We start from the raw sequence: 15,491 nt of genomic DNA, 5'->3' as shown, positions 1-15,491 counted from the left end.
CATGGCAAAAGAATTTAGCCGTACCCAACGCGTCTCTCAGGAGATGCAAAAAGAAATCGCCATTATTTTACAACGTGAAGTGAAAGACCCACGTGTTGGTATGGCTACCGTTTCTGGTGTTGAAGTGTCCCGTGACCTGGCATATGCCAAAGTTTTCGTGACTTTTCTTGATGTGCTGACCACCGATAATCACGATCCTGATCGTGTTAAAAATGGCATCAGAGCTTTGCAGGATGCGTCTGGTTTCATTCGTACTCTAGTGGGTAAAGCGATGCGTCTTCGTGTTGTTCCTGAGCTGACTTTTGCTTACGACAACTCATTAGTTGAAGGCATGCGTATGTCCAACCTGGTGACTAACGTCGTGAAGAATGATGCTGAACGTCGTTCAGCTGCAGGCGACGACGAGGAAGTATAATGAGTCGCCCACGTCGCCGCGGCCGTGATATCCACGGCGTACTGTTATTGGACAAGTCTCTTGGACTGTCCTCTAACGATGCACTGCAAAAAGTAAAACGGCTTTATAATGCTAACCGAGCAGGACACACTGGTGCGCTTGATCCTCTGGCCACCGGTATGTTGCCACTCTGTTTGGGCGAAGCCACTAAGTTTTCCCGCTTCCTGTTAGATTCAGATAAACGTTATTTGGTCGTCGCCCGCATGGGACAACGCACGGATACTTCTGATGCGGAAGGTCAGATTATCTCTGAGCGCGACGTCGACTTTACACAACTGCAACTTGATGACGCATTGGGGAGTTTTCGCGGAGAAACTCAGCAGGTCCCTTCAATGTATTCAGCGTTAAAATATGAAGGGAAAAAACTGTACGAGTACGCTCGTCAGGGCATCGAAGTCCCGCGCGAGTCCCGCCCTATCACTGTCTATGAACTGAAATTCATTCGCTGGGAAGGGGTTGAAGTTGAGCTGGAAATACACTGCTCAAAGGGGACTTATATCCGCACAATTGTGGATGATCTGGGTGAGAAGCTCGGCTGCGGGGCGCACGTTATCTATCTTCGTCGTATTCAGGTGGCGACCTATCCTGCCGAAAGGATGGTGACGATGGAGAAACTGCATGAGTTGATCGCACAGGCGGAAGTTGAAGGCATTGAGCCGCGTCAGTTGCTGGATCCTCTGCTATTACCTATGGACAGTGCCTGTGAGGACTTCCCTGAAGTGAATCTTTTACCTGTCGTGGCTGGATACGTGAAGCAGGGGCAACCGGTTCAGGCTTCGGGTGCTCCAACGTCAGGCATGGTGCGCATCACCGAGGGCGAAGAGCGTAAGTTTATCGGCGTTGGTGAGATTGACGATGATGGCCGCGTTGCGCCGCGTCGTTTGGTGGTTGAATACACCGAGTAAGCCCGTTCTGTCCATCTTGCGATCGTATAATGCAAAGAGTAGAATAGCGCGGCTTATGTACTGGGTAGCTGAATTAGAGATCGGCACCTATTTAATTGTCTATAATATTTTGGAGTATGATTATGTCTCTAAGCGTTGAAGCTAAAGCTCAAATCGTTGCAGACTTCGGTCGTGGCACTAACGACAGTGGTTCTTCCGAAGTTCAGGTTGCTCTGCTGACTGCTCAAATTAACCATCTGCAAGGTCACTTCGCAGAACACAAAAAAGATCACCACAGCCGTCGTGGTCTGCTGCGTATGGTTTCTCAGCGTCGTAAATTGCTTGATTACCTGAAGAGTAAAGATGTAGCACGTTATACCAGCCTGATCGAGCGTCTGGGTCTGCGTCGCTAATCTAGCGAGTTTCAGTGTAAAGGGGCCAATTGGCCCCTTTATTCTAGGAAGCGACTGTAAATCAGGTTACTGTAGTACTGCTGTTTTTATAGAAATTATTTTTACGCGATCTTCCGTTACATAGGTTCGCGCGGCTAATGAGAGACTTTATTTCCACTGAGAGAAATAAGGATTGTCATTAGTCGCGAGAATGTAGTGAGAAGTTCTGATATTTACTGGCGTGAACTGCTGTCATAACAGCTGCGCGTCCAATGAAAGGATATTACATTGCTTAATCCGACTATTCGTAAATTCCAATACGGTCAACACACTGTCACGCTGGAAACCGGCATGATGGCTCGCCAGGCAACCGCAGCGGTTATGGTGAGCATGGACGACACCGCAGTATTCGTTACTGTTGTTGGCCAGAAAAAAGCCAAGCCAGGCCAAAGCTTCTTCCCTTTGACGGTTAACTATCAGGAGCGTACTTATGCTGCTGGTCGTATCCCGGGCAGCTTCTTCCGTCGTGAAGGCCGTCCAAGTGAAGGCGAAACCCTGACTTCCCGTCTGATTGACCGTCCAATTCGTCCTCTGTTCCCAGAAGGTTTTCTGAATGAAGTTCAGGTGATTGCGACTGTCGTTTCCCTGAACCCACAAGTAAACCCTGACATCGTTGCGATGATCGGCGCTTCTGCTGCACTGAGCCTGTCTGGCATTCCATTCAGTGGTCCAATTGGTTCAGCACGTGTAGGTTACATCAACGGTCAGTACGTTCTGAACCCGACGGCAGATGAGCTGAAAACCAGTAGCCTGGATCTGGTGGTTGCCGGTACCCAAGGTGCGGTACTGATGGTTGAGTCTGAAGCTGATGTGTTGAGCGAAGATCAGATGCTGGGTGCTGTGGTGTTCGGTCACGAACAACAACAAATCGTTATTGATAACATCAACTCTCTGGTTGCTGAAGTCGGTAAAGCGAAATGGGATTGGAAACCTGAAGTTGTCAACGCTGAGCTGAATGCTCGTGTTGCAGCACTGGCAGAGTCTCGTTTAGGTGATGCATATCTGATCACTGACAAACAAGAGCGTTATACTCAGATCAACGTTATCAAAGCTGAAGTGGTTCAAACCCTGCAAGCTGAAGATGAAACACTGAATGCTGGCGAGATCTCTGACTTGCTGGGCAACATTGAGAAGAACGTAGTACGTAGCCGAGTTCTCCGTGGCGAGCCGCGTATCGATGGTCGTGAAAAAGACATGATCCGTGGTTTGGACGTGCGTACTGGCGTTCTGCCACGTACCCACGGTTCAGCACTGTTCACCCGTGGTGAAACTCAGGCGTTGGTGACTGCTACTCTGGGGACTGCACGTGACGCGCAGAACCTGGATGAGCTGATGGGTGAAAAGTCTGACAGCTTCCTTTTCCACTACAACTTCCCTCCATCCTGCGTTGGTGAGACTGGGATGGTTGGTTCGCCTAAACGCCGTGAAATTGGTCATGGTCGTCTGGCGAAACGTGGTGTGTTGGCGATGATGCCAAAACCAGAAGATTTCCCATACACAGTACGTGTGGTATCTGAAATCACCGAATCTAACGGTTCATCTTCTATGGCTTCTGTTTGTGGCGCATCTCTGGCTCTTATGGATGCAGGCGTGCCAATTAAAGCCGCTGTTGCCGGTATCGCAATGGGCCTGGTTAAAGAAGGCGAGAGTTTTGTCGTTCTTTCTGACATTCTGGGTGACGAAGATCATCTGGGTGACATGGACTTCAAAGTAGCAGGTAGCCGTGATGGTATTACCGCGCTGCAGATGGACATCAAGATTGAAGGCATTACCCGCGAAATCATGCAGGTTGCACTGAATCAGGCTAAGGGTGCGCGTCTGCACATTCTGGGCGTGATGGAACAGGCTATCAGCACACCGCGTGGCGACATCTCTCAGTTTGCACCACGTATTCACACCATCAAGATCAGCCCGGACAAAATCAAGGACGTGATCGGTAAAGGTGGTTCTGTTATCCGTGCGTTGACTGAAGAAACCGGCACCACCATAGAAATCGAAGATGATGGTACCGTTAAAATCGCGGCAACCGATTGTGAGAAAGCGAAGTACGCTATCCGCCGCATCGAAGAGATCACTGCTGAAGTTGAAGTTGGCCGTATCTATCAAGGTAAAGTGACCCGTATCGTAGACTTTGGCGCATTTGTTGCCATTGGTGGCGGTAAAGAAGGTTTGGTTCATATTTCTCAAATTGCCGACAAGCGCGTTGATAAAGTGACTGATTACCTCCAGATGGGTCAGGAAGTTCCGGTTAAAGTTGTTGAGGTTGATCGCCAAGGGCGTGTACGCTTGAGCATGAAAGATGCTGTAGCGCCGAGCCAAAGCGAAACAGCTGAACCTTCAGCAGAATAAATTTCTGTAACGGAAGTTTTACAGTTCCCTGTCGTCAGGCAGGGAACTGTTCGTATCACGAGCGCAGGATGCGTTTGTGTTAAGCAGCCGGATGACAGGAAGTTAATCCAATGTTCGTCTTCGGGAGTAGAAATGAAGCCTTTCTTGCGCTGGTGTTATGTTGCGACAGCACTTATGTTGGCAGGATGCAGCAACCATGATTGGCGTAAAAACGAAGTTCTGGCTGTCCCGTTGCAACCTACGTTGCAGCAGGAAGTTATCTTGGCGCGTATGGAACAAATCCTTGCCAGCAGAGCGCTGACTGATGATGAACGTGCACAGCTATTATATGAGCGCGGTGTGCTGTATGATAGCCTCGGACTTAGAGCATTAGCGCGGAACGATTTCTCTCAAGCGCTGTCTATACGTCCTGATATGCCAGAAGTTTTTAACTACCTGGGGATTTACTTAACGCAGGCCGGCAACTTTGATGCCGCCTATGAAGCGTTTGATTCTGTACTAGAGCTTGATCCAACTTACAACTACGCGCGTTTGAATCGAGGTATCGCACTGTATTACGGTGGGAGATTCTCGTTAGCGCAGGATGATCTGCAGGCGTTTTATCGAGACGATCCAAATGATCCCTTCCGTTCTTTATGGCTTTATCTTGCGGAGCGAGAAATCAATCCGAAGAATGCCGACATAGCGCTACAACAGCGTTATGACAAAGCGGATAGAGGGCAATGGGGATGGAATATCGTCGAATTCTACCTGGGTAAGATCAGCGAGGCAACGCTGATGGAACGCCTAAAGGCGGAAGCAACGGATAACACTTCGCTCGCTGAGCATCTCAGTGAAACTGACTTCTATTTAGGTAAACATTACCTAAGTCTGGGGGACAAGAACAGCGCCTTAGCACTGTTCAAACTGACGGTAGCTAACAACGTTCATAACTTTGTTGAGCACCGCTATGCATTGTTGGAATTGGCGCTATTAGGCCAAGAGCAAGACGACCTATCAGAATCGGACCAGCAATAGCTGACGACACCAATCAGCCCTCTTAAATCATGGTTTAACCATTTTTAAGCGCCTTAACGGGCGAGGGTTTTTTTGTTCGTTTTATAATCTAATTTGAGCCGGTTCACACTTTTCAATGAAAATGACTGAAAATTTTCTCGACGAGTTATGTAGACTGGCTGCCATTATTAATGAGGCACGTGTACATGACTACTGAGCTTGAAACCTCTTTTGCTGACCTGGGGCTGTCTGCTCCTATCATTGCCGCCCTGACCGATCTGGGCTACGAAAAACCATCACCGATCCAAGCCGAATGTATCCCGCACCTGTTAAATGGTCGTGACGTATTGGGTATGGCACAAACCGGTTCTGGTAAAACTGCGGCCTTCGCGCTGCCACTGCTGCACAACATTAAGCCTGATTTGAAGGCTCCACAGATTCTGGTATTGGCTCCAACCCGTGAACTGGCCGTTCAGGTTGCTGAAGCTTGTACTGATTTCGCTAAACATTTGCATGGCGTGAATGTGGTTGCCCTTTACGGTGGCCAGCGCTATGACGTCCAACTGCGCGCACTGCGTCAGGGTCCACAAATTGTTGTGGGTACCCCAGGCCGTCTGCTGGACCACCTGAAACGCGGCACCCTGAATCTCTCTAACTTGAGCGGTTTGGTGCTGGATGAAGCCGATGAAATGCTGCGTATGGGCTTCATCGAAGACGTTGAAACCATCATGGCGCAGATCCCGGCTGACCATCAGACCGCGCTGTTCTCTGCCACTATGCCGGAAGCTATCCGTCGTATTACTCGTCGTTTCATGAAAGATCCGCAGGAAGTTCGCATTCAATCTAGCGTCACTACTCGTCCGGACATCAGCCAGAGCTACTGGTCTGTTCATGGTCTGCGTAAAAACGAAGCGTTGGTGCGTTTCCTTGAGTCTGAAGATTTTGATGCGGCGATTATTTTCGTGCGTACCAAAAACGCAACACTGGAAGTGGCTGAAGCGCTTGAACGTAGCGGCTACAACAGTGCAGCGTTGAACGGTGACATGAACCAGTCCCTGCGTGAGCAGACTCTGGAACGTCTGAAAGATGGTCGTCTGGATATTCTGATCGCAACCGACGTGGCAGCACGTGGCCTCGATGTTGAACGCATCAGCCTGGTTGTCAACTACGACATCCCGATGGACTCAGAATCCTACGTTCACCGTATCGGCCGTACCGGTCGTGCAGGTCGTGCGGGTCGTGCGTTATTGTTCGTTGAGAACCGTGAGCGTCGTCTGTTGCGTAACATTGAACGCACCATGAAACTGACTATTCCAGAAGTTGAAATTCCTACTGCAGATGTACTGGGTGAGCGTCGTCTTGCTAAGTTTGCTGCAAAAGTTCAGCTACAACTGGAAAGCAGCGATTTGGATCAATACCGTGCGTTGCTGGCAAAACTGCAACCTGCAGAAGCGCTGGACATCGAAACGCTGGCTGCTGCGCTGCTGAAAATGGCACAGGGCGAACGTCCATTGATCGTTCCTGCTGATCAAGCTTTCAAAAGCCGTCCGCCGCGTCGTGATTTCGACGAGCGTAGTGATCGCGGTGATCGTAATGATCGTCGTCCATCTCGTGATGGTGACCGTCCTGCACGTGATGGCGCAGCTTCTCGTGATGGCGCACCACGTCGTGAACGTCGTGATGCCGGTGAGATGGAACTGTATCGCATCGAAGTGGGTCGCGATGACGGTGTTGAAGTTCGTCACATCGTTGGCGCCATTGCTAACGAAGGCGATATCAGCAGCCGTTATATCGGCAACATCAAGCTGTTCTCTTCGCATTCAACCATCGAGTTGCCGAAAGGTATGCCGGGCGAGATTCTGTCTCATTTCACCCGTACTCGTATCCTGAATAAGCCGATGAACATGCAGTTGCTGGGCGATGCACAACCACAAGCCGCACGTCGTGAACGTCCTGCCGGTGCTGGCGGCGAACGCCGTGGTAACGGCGCGCCACCACGAACTTTCAGCGGCGAACGTCGTGAAGGTGGCCGTGGTCGTCCTGCTGAACGTCGTGAAGGCGGTGCTTCTGCTCCTGCTGGCGAACGTCGTACACCACGCCGTACTACTGACGCATAATTTATCGCACTTCGGTTTACGAAAGTGTAGATAATAAAAAACCAGCCTTCACCGGCTGGTTTTTTTTCGTCTGTCATTTACCGACGTCTTTAGCTGATACGTTGCTCTTTCACTAAATCGCCTTGCAACTGAGAGACAATGTCGAACGAATACAGCCGCGCCTGCTGATCGAAAATCTGGCCGTTGATCATCAATTCATCCGCTTCGGTGTCACGGAGTATCTTTTGCAGACCTGCACGTACTGTCTCTTTCTTACCCACCACCGACAGCCGTAGCGCCTGATCAACCCCAAAGCGTTCTGATGCAGACCACAGGCTTTCTATATTATCGACAGGCGCGGGCAGTTTACCTGGATTGCCTCGACGCAGATTGATGAACTGCTGCTGATTGGACGTAAACATGCGGCGAGCTTCTTCGTCAGTATCGGCGGCAATTGCATTGATACAGACCATAGCGTGTGCTTTTTGCAATTGTTCCGATGGCTTGAACTGGCGGCGATAAATCGCCAGCGCTTGCTCCAACATGTCTGGTGCAAAATGTGACGCAAAAGCAAACGGCAGGCCCAGCGCTGCGGCGAGCTGTGCGCTGTACAGGCTTGAGCCCAGTAACCATAAAGGCACATGTAAACCCTGACCCGGTACGGCCTGCACCGGCTGACCCGGCTGTACATCGGCAAAATAGTGCTGCAGTTCCTGCACATCCTGCGGGAAGTTATCGACTTCGCCGGAGAGATGACGGCGCAGGGCGATCATGGTGCGTTGATCGGTACCCGGTGCGCGGCCAAGACCCAAGTCCACACGGTCAGGATAGAGCGTTGCCAACGTACCGAATTGCTCTGCAATCACCAGCGGTGAGTGGTTAGGCAGCATAACGCCACCCGAACCCACGCGAATCGTTTTGGTGCCACCGGCGATAAACCCAAGCAGAACCGACGTCGCGGCACTGGCGATGCCGGTCATGTTGTGATGTTCTGCCATCCAATAACGCTTATAGCCCCACTTTTCAGCGTGTTGAGCTAACGCCAGAGATGAGTGGAAAGCCTCCTTCGGCGAAGAACCCTGTGGTACCGGTGCCAGATCCAGCACGGAGAGAGGAACGGTTATTTTTTCAGACATGATGATCACTCACTCGTTAATGGGTGAGGGGCAAACTTATTCGCCCGCTAATTATACAGGTAAGTATCACCCAATAAATTTGAGCTGAATACTTGATTTGTGCTCTGGGCTACCAGGAGTGCTAATCTGCATGACTATTTACCGTTTGATTTATAATTTTAACGGATATGCTGTTTCGTGTTAAAAAAGCCTCTCTGCATCCCATTATCATGCCTGCTCTTCCAATGAAGCAGGTGGCCAGGGACCAGGCACAATGGAAAAAGGAAATGCCAACGTTCCGCACCAACCCCAAGCGGGCTGAGCGGTACTGCTGGCAGTCATAAAGGAAGCGAATCCCATGAGTAAAAGAATATTATTGACCCTACTGCTGGTCGCCGTGGCTATTTCACTGGCGGTTCTTTTCCGCGCAAATAGCCAGGCTCTCTTATTGCAGGGTGAAGTTGATGCCCCTGAAGTTATCGTCGCGTCCAAAGCGAAAGGCCGCGTCATTGAGCGTCATGTTGAGCGCGGTGATGATGTCAAAGCCGGACAGCTTCTGATCACTCTCGACAGCCCTGAACTGATGGCACAACTGCGTTCGCTGGAAGCTGTACGCGACCAAGCCAAAGCGCAGCTGGATTTGTCAGTCAATGGAACCCGCGAAGAAGGCATTCGCAACCTGAAGGCCACACTTGCGCAGGCGCAGGCCGAATATAGGAATGCCCGCGATGAATATAATCGTAACGCCAAGGTGGCCGTTAAAGGTTTTATCTCGGCGTCAGATTTAGAGGACTCCCGTCGTGCGCGCGACAGTGCCTATCAACAGGTGTTAGTGGCGAAAGCCAATCTGGATGAAGGCATTAATGGGGATCGCGCTGAGCAGCGTGAAAGCTATGCTGCCCAACTGCGGAAAGCCGAGGAAGAACTGCTGGAAGTCAAAGTTCAGACTGATGACTTGCAAGTGAAAGCGCCCATTGATGGTGAAGTGGGGCCGATCCCGGTGGAAGTCGGGGAGTTGCAAAGTGCATCCAGCCCGCTCTTAACTCTGATCCGTCTTCCCGATGCCTATTTTGTTTTCAATCTGCGGGAAAATATTCTGGCAGGTGTGCACAAAGGTGACAAAGTCCAGATCCGTGTTCCGGCGCTGAACAACCAAATGATCGAAGCCGAAGTGCGCTACATCGCTCCGCTTGGGGATTACGCCACCAAGCGTGCCACCCGTGCTACCGGCGACTTTGACCTAAAAACGTTTGAAGTCCGTCTCTATCCATTCAAACCTATTCCCAATTTAAGGCAGGGAATGAGCGCCTTGTGGAACTGGAAAGAGTAGTGGCAATGTACCGAATTAAAGCCAGCTGGCGATGCTTCTCACGTTCTTTTACCCGGGAAACGCATCATGCTTTTCGTCAACCGGTGATCCATTGGCTGGGTTGGATATTTCCCTTGCTGCTATTTATTCTCATCAGCAGTAACTTCTCGGAAGGAACGCTACTGGACCTTCCGGTATCGGTGGTCGATAACGACCACAGCACGTTGTCGAAAACCCTAACCCGAAAACTTGATGCCGGTTCGCACGCCCATGTACAGACCTTTGATGGAGGTTTGCAGGAAGCTGAGCACCGGCTGCGCACCGCGCAGGACTACGCATTGCTCTACATTCCGCCAGACTTTGAAGCGGATGCCCTCGCAGGTAAACAGCCCAGCGTAGTGCTCTACTACAACGCCCTGTTTTACGGCGCTGGTCTGTATTCAACGCAGGACTTCAGTGGGCTGATGACTGAACTCAATGCTCAATATCGGTCGATCATTGCTAATGAAATTGGCAAGAAAGTGCCGCCTCTGGCCAGCGTTGAGCTCTCTTATGGCAGCCTGTTCAACGCCAGTGGCAGCTACATTTACTACCAGCAATTTGCCGCCATGATCCACCTGATCCAACTCTTTACCGTTACCTGCATGATCTACGTGATGGCCCGAAGTCAGTCGCTGCTAAGCGCACCTTCGTTTACCTTCGCTCTGCTAGGAAAACTGGCGCCTTATACTCTGTGCTTTACCACCTTGCTGATGGTAGAAATTGCCATGCTGGTTGGCTTCTTTGATGCACGGGTCAGTGGTAATCCGTTGTTTATGGTTTTGATCGGCTTCTTTTATGTGATCGCCGCGCAGAGCATCGGGTTGCTGTTGTTTACGTTTACCCGAACCACCATCACTGCGTATACCATGATGGGGATTTTCGTGGGTATCGCGCTGACCTTCTCGGGTATGGCGGTTCCCGAGCTCTCGATGCCTTGGCCTGCCCGTATCATTTCCAACATTGAACCCCTGACACACGCGCTTTACGCCATGTTTGATATCTTCCTGCGGCAGGTTCCTGCCCGTGCCATCTTTAGCGTTTGCGCTATTTTGCTGATTTACCCAATGCTCACCGGCCTGCTGGTCCATAAGCGTTTATACCAGCGACTGAAAAAACAGGAGCTGGGAAAATGACGACGCGCCAATGGTTGCAAACCTACTGGAAAACCTTCAGCAAAGTGCTGACTGGCATGCTCGACAAACCGATGTGGATGATGCTACTGCTCTCCCTATGTGTCATGAGCACGGTATACGCTAACCGCACGGTGTGGGACTTGCCGGTAGCGGTGATTGATCAGGACCACAGCAGCGCCAGCCGCCTGTTGATCCGTCAGTTGGATGCGACGTCGAAGATCAAAATCAACAGCTACGACAGTGTTGATGAGGCGCAACAAGACCTGGCCTGGCGAAAACTGTTTGCTGTGATCATCATGCCGGTTGATCTGGAGAAGAAAATCCTCGCCGGTCAGGATATGGTGATCCCAGTGTATGGCGATGCCACCAACCGGCTGGCGAACGGCCAGATCCAACAAGATGTGGTGGCGGCCTATCAGTCGATCCTCATGCAATACAACACAGAAATTCTGATGCGTAGCGGTTTTACTGCCAAACAGGCCAACGTATTGATCACCCCGATCGTCGGCCAGACCCTGGACTTGTTCAACCCAGGTATCAGTTTTGCAGCGATCATCTTCCCTGGCCTGCTGGTGATGCTGTTACAGCACTCTTTGTTGATCGCCAGTGTGCGAGTCAACATTACGCTCAACAGTGCGCCTGACGGTAAACCCGGCATTCCGGTGTTTCTCGGCGGGTTATCGGCGTTAATTCCCATCTGGCTGTTTTTGTCGATTGTCCTGTTTGTTTTATGGCCGTGGGTATTGGGCTATCGGCAAACAGCAAGCATTCCTGAGATCATCATGCTGACGTTCCCTTTCCTGCTGGCGGTTCTCGGGTTGGGAAAACTGGTGACGGAGTGTCTGCGCAGCGTGGAGATGATCTACCTGACGCTCTCTTTTATTACCATGCCAGTGTTTTATATCTCCGGAACCCTTTGGCCACTGCAGGCGATGCCTGACTGGGTACGGGCCATCTCGTCAATGCTCCCCTCGACCTGGGCAACCAAAGCTATCGCTGGAGTGAACCAGATGGGGCTGCCGTTCAGTGAAGTGGGCAGCGACATGCTGATGCTGCTCCTGCTCGGAGCGGTTTATACCGTGCTGGGGATTGGGCTGGGAATACTGCGTGATAGCGGCCGCTTGCGCAGCCTGCTGTATCGCGGAAAATCGCTGAAGAATGACTGAGATGATGAAACGCTAAATATAAGGGCAGGCATCTGCCCTTAATTAGCCAAAACTCGATTAGCCGAAACTAGCGCACCAATTCCAACCCGGCGACGCGCTGCCAGTAGCCGTTGCAGTCGGTTTTGTCGGTCAGGCTGAGTGGGATTAAGCCGCGCTCATTAGTGCGAAATGCTTCCAATACCTTCAGTGTTTCCTGACTTTCTGGCGATAGCCTTACGATATCCACCCAACCCTCCATTGACGTCATCTCATTCCCGAGATTGTAACAATAGCCGCTCTGGGTCTGAATACCGTTGAGCACGAACACCTGCTGGTTTTCCTGTGACAGCACTTTGCGGCCCTGCGGATACTTGATGCAGCACGTCTCGCAATCGTCCTTCGCCCTATCTTCTGAACGTGCGGTAAAACAGCGTGCGGAATAGGCGAGTGGCAGATGGCCGTAAGACAACACCTCCACCTCGAATTTATCGCGGATACCCAGCTCTTCGCACTGTTTCAGCAGATTGACCAGCCAGTCGCGGGACAACTCGACCGGCATACACCAGCGTGTCATCCCTTGTTTTTGCAGGATCTTCAGCGTCACTGCGTTATAACAGTTGAGCGCATGGCCGACCACAAACGGCAGATTGCGCTCCGCCGCCATATTGATGGCACCAAAATCATTGGCCTCGATAACAAACTCGCCGTTCTCGACATAGCGTCTCAGCTCATTCAACTCAGACGGTGCCTGCAACAACGCCAGCGTTGATAACACCACTTGTTTGCCGCTGGCCGCCAACTGACGGGCGATCTCCATCCAGTCATTAACCTTCATCTCGCGCCGTTTGGTACAGACGTTCTCCCCGAGATAAATCACATCCGCGCTGCTGCTGGCGGCGGCCTGATAAAAGGCCTCAACGTCGGCTTTTGGCCAATAATAGAGAATGGCGCCTAAAGAGTATTTCATCATTTTTCCTGCGATCACTGCCATTTACGATGATACGCGCCAAGTGTGGTTTGCGTACCTTCCGACATAGAACCCAACTGTTTCATCCACTCTGCATCCGTGGTGAAACCCTGCGGATCGGCCATAAAACGGTCAATAGCAGCTCGCCAGACGCGCGTTACCTGGCTGACATAAGCCGGGCTGCGCTGACGGCCTTCGATTTTCACCGAGGCAATATTGGCAGCGAATAATTCCGGTAGCAGCTCCAGCGTATTCAGGCTGGTAGGTTCTTCCAGCGCGTGATATTTGGCACCATCGACCAGATAGCGGCCTTTGCACAATGTCGGATACCCGGCATTCTCGCCTTCGTCATAGCGGTCAATCAGCACGTCATTCAGACGCGACTCCATCCCTTGCGGTGTTTGCTGCCAGCGCACAAATCGCGCCGGAGAACAGGCACCGACCGTATTAGGGGACTCACCCGTCAGATAAGAAGACAGGTAGCAGCGTCCTTCGGCCATAATGCACAGGCTGCCGAACGCAAACACTTCCAGTGGCACCACGCTGCTGCGCGACAGTTGACGAACTTGATGCATTGACAGCACGCGCGGCAGCACCACGCGGGCGACGTCAAAATTGCGCTGATAAAAACGAATAGCTTCGTCATTGGTCGCCGACGCCTGCACCGAGACATGGCGTTCGACGTGCGGATAGCGGGTCGCGGCGTACTCAAGCATGGCAATATCAGCGAGGATCAGTGCATCAGCACCGAGCTGCGCCGCCATGTCTACGGCGCGCTCCCAGCGTTGATAACCATCCGGATGAGCAAACGTATTGATGGCAATATGCAGCTTACGGCGGTGGCGGTGGACATAATTTGCCGCCTCCTGCAATTTCTTCTCAGTAAAGTTCAGACCGGCAAAGTGGCGGGCATTGGTATCATCTTTTAAGCCGATATAAACCGCATCGGCTCCATTATCAATCGCCGCTTTTAACGCAGGCAAATTGCCCGCCGGGCAAAGTAACTCCATCGTCTGTTCCTGGCTTTAACCGGTAATAACCGCGCCGGCAAGAATGAAAAGGGGAGGATCCGCTGACGTAAATCATTCATCAGGGAACCTTTTACTGGCCGACTATTTTAGTGAAGCTATCAATCCAATATTTTGATTTGAGGCAGTTTATGCCGAGTTGACCGAGGGATGCCTTAGCGGGAGGTTGTGTGTGCATTCTTTCTGTTGCAGTATTTATTGATGCAGGCCGCTGCACTAAACGGGTGATGTGGCAAAATAGGGCGCATATCTTGACCGAATCAGTTTTCGAAAAGTTACCGAAAGGAGTAGTGCCAGTGTTGCAAAAACTACGAGCACGTATGGTGCGTCAGGGGCCATCCCTACTGAGTGTGCCATTAAAATTCACGCCTTTTGCACTACAGCGTCAGGTTTTGCAGCAAGTGCTGAGCTGGCAGTTCCGTCAGGCGCTGGCTGAAGGTGAACTCGATTTTCTCGAAGATCGCTGGTTAAAAATTGAGGTCAGTGATCTCAACCTAAGCTGGCTGATGAGCGTCGAAGAGGGCAAGCTGCAAATTCGTGAGCACGGCGAAGCAGACGTCAGCTTCAGCGGTAACGCCAATGACCTGGTGCTGATCGCCGCCCGCAAACAAGATCCTGACACGTTATTCTTCCAGCGTCGCCTGCGTATTGAAGGCGACACGGAACTTGGCCTGAACGTAAAAAATCTTATGGACGCCATTGATCTGGACAGCATGCCGGTTCTGCTGAAAAGTGGTCTGATGCGTCTGGCAGATTTTATCGAAGCCGGTTTACAGGAGGACCGCGAGCCTGTGGCTCCGGTAGTGCAGACATGTTAATTCGTACTGAAATCCCCATTGATGCAGCGGGCATCGACCGCTTATTGCGCAATGCGTTTCCGAGTGGCGATGAAGCCGATCTGGTCAAAGAGCTGCGTGAAGACGGGTTGCTGACGCTTGGCGTCGTGGCGACGGACGATGAAGGAAGTGTTGTCGGTTACGTCGCATTTTGCCCGGTAGACATCAAAGGCGAAGACCGCAACTGGGTCGGGCTGGCACCGTTGGCCGTCGACGAATCCCTGCGCCGTCAGGGGCTGGGCGAGAAGCTTATCTACGAAGGGCTGGATTCCCTCAATGAATTCGGCTACGCCGCTGTGGTTGTGCTCGGCGACCCTGCCTACTTCGGCCGTTTCGGCTTCAAACCTGCCGCCGCCCACGATCTTCACTGCCGCTGGCCGGGCACCGAAGCCGCCTTCCAGCTCTACACACTGACCGACGATGCCCTGACTGATGCCCACGGCGAAGTCACTTTTCCGGCTGCGTTTCATCGGTTCTGATGTGAGCTTCACCCATAAAACCTAAGCGGAGCTCTCTCCGCTTTTTTGTCGCCAGTATTCCGCCGTTCGAACCCTCTTTTTTTCACCGGTATCAACACATTGATATTTATAGAGATCAATATCTGCCTGAAAAAAGGGTTTATCCACTAAAACCATCGCAGGACTTTAATAACACAGGGAATCAGTGTATTTTTCAACCGTTCACT

At 51.5% G+C, this 15,491-nt stretch carries 15 protein-coding genes and 1 CRISPR repeat array (1 of these 16 cut by a window edge); of the genes, 12 read left to right on the top strand and 3 right to left on the bottom strand.

Features of this window, described 5'->3' with window-relative positions; translation table 11 throughout:
• Position 1: 1 nt before the first annotated feature.
• The 7 genes from rbfA (at position 2) to IEV89_RS09380 (ending at position 7,252) form a co-directional block, all read left to right on the top strand.
• The gene (gene rbfA, locus IEV89_RS09410; RefSeq protein ID WP_188472832.1) at positions 2–415 is read left to right on the top strand and encodes a 30S ribosome-binding factor RbfA; all 414 of its coding nucleotides are present in this window, start codon (positions 2–4) and stop codon (positions 413–415) included.
• Positions 415–1,359 (top strand): tRNA pseudouridine(55) synthase TruB, encoded by a 945-nt coding sequence (truB, locus tag IEV89_RS09405; RefSeq protein WP_188472830.1) that lies wholly within the window; start codon positions 415–417, stop codon positions 1,357–1,359. The genes rbfA and truB overlap by 1 nt, the downstream gene beginning before the upstream one ends.
• Before the next feature lie 122 nt (positions 1,360–1,481).
• Positions 1,482–1,751 carry a 30S ribosomal protein S15 gene (gene rpsO / locus IEV89_RS09400; protein ID WP_188472828.1) on the top strand — a complete coding sequence of 90 codons (270 nt, stop codon included), beginning with the start codon at positions 1,482–1,484 and terminating at the stop codon, positions 1,749–1,751.
• 267 nt (positions 1,752–2,018) lie between these two features.
• Positions 2,019–4,139, top strand: coding sequence for a polyribonucleotide nucleotidyltransferase (gene pnp, locus IEV89_RS09395; RefSeq protein ID WP_188472826.1), 2,121 nt, complete (start codon positions 2,019–2,021; stop codon positions 4,137–4,139).
• Positions 4,140–4,271: 132 nt separating this feature from the next.
• Positions 4,272–5,156 (top strand): lipoprotein NlpI, encoded by an 885-nt coding sequence (gene nlpI, locus IEV89_RS09390; RefSeq protein WP_188472824.1) that lies wholly within the window; start codon positions 4,272–4,274, stop codon positions 5,154–5,156.
• Positions 5,157–5,271: 115 nt separating this feature from the next.
• Entirely contained in the window at positions 5,272–5,352 is an 81-nt protein-coding gene (gene yrbN / locus IEV89_RS22015) for a protein YrbN (RefSeq protein ID WP_096335046.1), read from the top strand.
• Entirely contained in the window at positions 5,342–7,252 is a 1,911-nt protein-coding gene (locus tag IEV89_RS09380) for a DEAD/DEAH family ATP-dependent RNA helicase (RefSeq protein ID WP_188472822.1), read from the top strand. Before yrbN ends, IEV89_RS09380 begins: the two co-directional genes overlap by 11 nt.
• A gap of 89 nt (positions 7,253–7,341) precedes the next feature.
• Here IEV89_RS09380 and IEV89_RS09375 read toward each other — a convergent pair whose 3' ends face one another.
• Positions 7,342–8,367: a luciferase-like monooxygenase gene (locus IEV89_RS09375; protein WP_188472820.1), complete on the bottom strand. Its 1,026-nt coding sequence runs from the start codon at positions 8,365–8,367 to the stop codon at positions 7,342–7,344.
• A gap of 337 nt (positions 8,368–8,704) precedes the next feature.
• Between IEV89_RS09375 and IEV89_RS09370 the strand changes: the two genes are divergently transcribed.
• The 3 genes from IEV89_RS09370 to IEV89_RS09360 are packed head-to-tail and all read left to right on the top strand — an operon-like array spanning position 8,705 to position 11,996.
• Positions 8,705–9,676 carry an HlyD family secretion protein gene (locus IEV89_RS09370; protein ID WP_188472817.1) on the top strand — a complete coding sequence of 324 codons (972 nt, stop codon included), beginning with the start codon at positions 8,705–8,707 and terminating at the stop codon, positions 9,674–9,676.
• A gap of 5 nt (positions 9,677–9,681) precedes the next feature.
• Complete coding sequence (locus IEV89_RS09365; RefSeq protein WP_188473273.1) at positions 9,682–10,830, top strand: ABC transporter permease; 1,149 nt, start codon at positions 9,682–9,684, stop codon at positions 10,828–10,830.
• 14 nt (positions 10,831–10,844) lie between these two features.
• The gene (locus IEV89_RS09360) at positions 10,845–11,996 is read left to right on the top strand and encodes an ABC transporter permease (RefSeq protein ID WP_188473271.1); all 1,152 of its coding nucleotides are present in this window, start codon (positions 10,845–10,847) and stop codon (positions 11,994–11,996) included.
• A gap of 67 nt (positions 11,997–12,063) precedes the next feature.
• On the opposite strand, the gene IEV89_RS09355 is transcribed toward IEV89_RS09360, so the two are convergent.
• Both IEV89_RS09355 and ubiU read right to left on the bottom strand, forming a co-directional pair.
• Entirely contained in the window at positions 12,064–12,942 is an 879-nt protein-coding gene (locus IEV89_RS09355; protein WP_188472814.1) for a U32 family peptidase, read from the bottom strand.
• Between the two features lie 14 nt (positions 12,943–12,956).
• The gene (ubiU, locus tag IEV89_RS09350; RefSeq protein ID WP_188472812.1) at positions 12,957–13,952 is read right to left on the bottom strand and encodes a ubiquinone anaerobic biosynthesis protein UbiU; all 996 of its coding nucleotides are present in this window, start codon (positions 13,950–13,952) and stop codon (positions 12,957–12,959) included.
• Between the two features lie 314 nt (positions 13,953–14,266).
• Here ubiU and ubiT point away from each other — a divergent pair, with 314 nt between their 5' ends.
• The gene (gene ubiT, locus IEV89_RS09345) at positions 14,267–14,788 is read left to right on the top strand and encodes a ubiquinone anaerobic biosynthesis accessory factor UbiT (protein ID WP_188472810.1); all 522 of its coding nucleotides are present in this window, start codon (positions 14,267–14,269) and stop codon (positions 14,786–14,788) included.
• Positions 14,782–15,285: a GNAT family N-acetyltransferase gene (locus tag IEV89_RS09340; protein ID WP_188472808.1), complete on the top strand. Its 504-nt coding sequence runs from the start codon at positions 14,782–14,784 to the stop codon at positions 15,283–15,285. Before ubiT ends, IEV89_RS09340 begins: the two co-directional genes overlap by 7 nt.
• Before the next feature lie 199 nt (positions 15,286–15,484).
• Positions 15,485–15,491: a CRISPR direct-repeat array (repeat unit 28 nt); it runs 2,002 nt beyond the window's last position.

The sequence above is a fragment of the Hafnia psychrotolerans genome, from assembly GCF_014639435.1.
GTDB classification, from domain to species: Bacteria; Pseudomonadota; Gammaproteobacteria; order Enterobacterales; family Enterobacteriaceae; genus Ewingella; species Ewingella psychrotolerans.
The sequence above is the reverse complement of the archived record's forward strand: the minus strand, read 5'-3'. Positions and strand labels throughout refer to the sequence as shown.

Coding starts and splice junctions, on each gene's coding strand:
- rbfA (WP_188472832.1), top strand. CDS start 2: ATGGCAAAAGAATTTAGCCGTACCCAACGCGTCTCTCAGGAGATGCAA.
- truB (WP_188472830.1), top strand. CDS start 415: ATGAGTCGCCCACGTCGCCGCGGCCGTGATATCCACGGCGTACTGTTA.
- rpsO (WP_188472828.1), top strand. CDS start 1,482: ATGTCTCTAAGCGTTGAAGCTAAAGCTCAAATCGTTGCAGACTTCGGT.
- nlpI (WP_188472824.1), top strand. CDS start 4,272: ATGAAGCCTTTCTTGCGCTGGTGTTATGTTGCGACAGCACTTATGTTG.
- yrbN (WP_096335046.1), top strand. CDS start 5,272: ATGAAAATGACTGAAAATTTTCTCGACGAGTTATGTAGACTGGCTGCC.
- IEV89_RS09380 (WP_188472822.1), top strand. CDS start 5,342: ATGACTACTGAGCTTGAAACCTCTTTTGCTGACCTGGGGCTGTCTGCT.
- IEV89_RS09375 (WP_188472820.1), bottom strand. CDS start 8,367: ATGTCTGAAAAAATAACCGTTCCTCTCTCCGTGCTGGATCTGGCACCG.
- IEV89_RS09370 (WP_188472817.1), top strand. CDS start 8,705: ATGAGTAAAAGAATATTATTGACCCTACTGCTGGTCGCCGTGGCTATT.
- IEV89_RS09365 (WP_188473273.1), top strand. CDS start 9,682: ATGTACCGAATTAAAGCCAGCTGGCGATGCTTCTCACGTTCTTTTACC.
- IEV89_RS09355 (WP_188472814.1), bottom strand. CDS start 12,942: ATGAAATACTCTTTAGGCGCCATTCTCTATTATTGGCCAAAAGCCGAC.
- ubiU (WP_188472812.1), bottom strand. CDS start 13,952: ATGGAGTTACTTTGCCCGGCGGGCAATTTGCCTGCGTTAAAAGCGGCG.
- IEV89_RS09340 (WP_188472808.1), top strand. CDS start 14,782: ATGTTAATTCGTACTGAAATCCCCATTGATGCAGCGGGCATCGACCGC.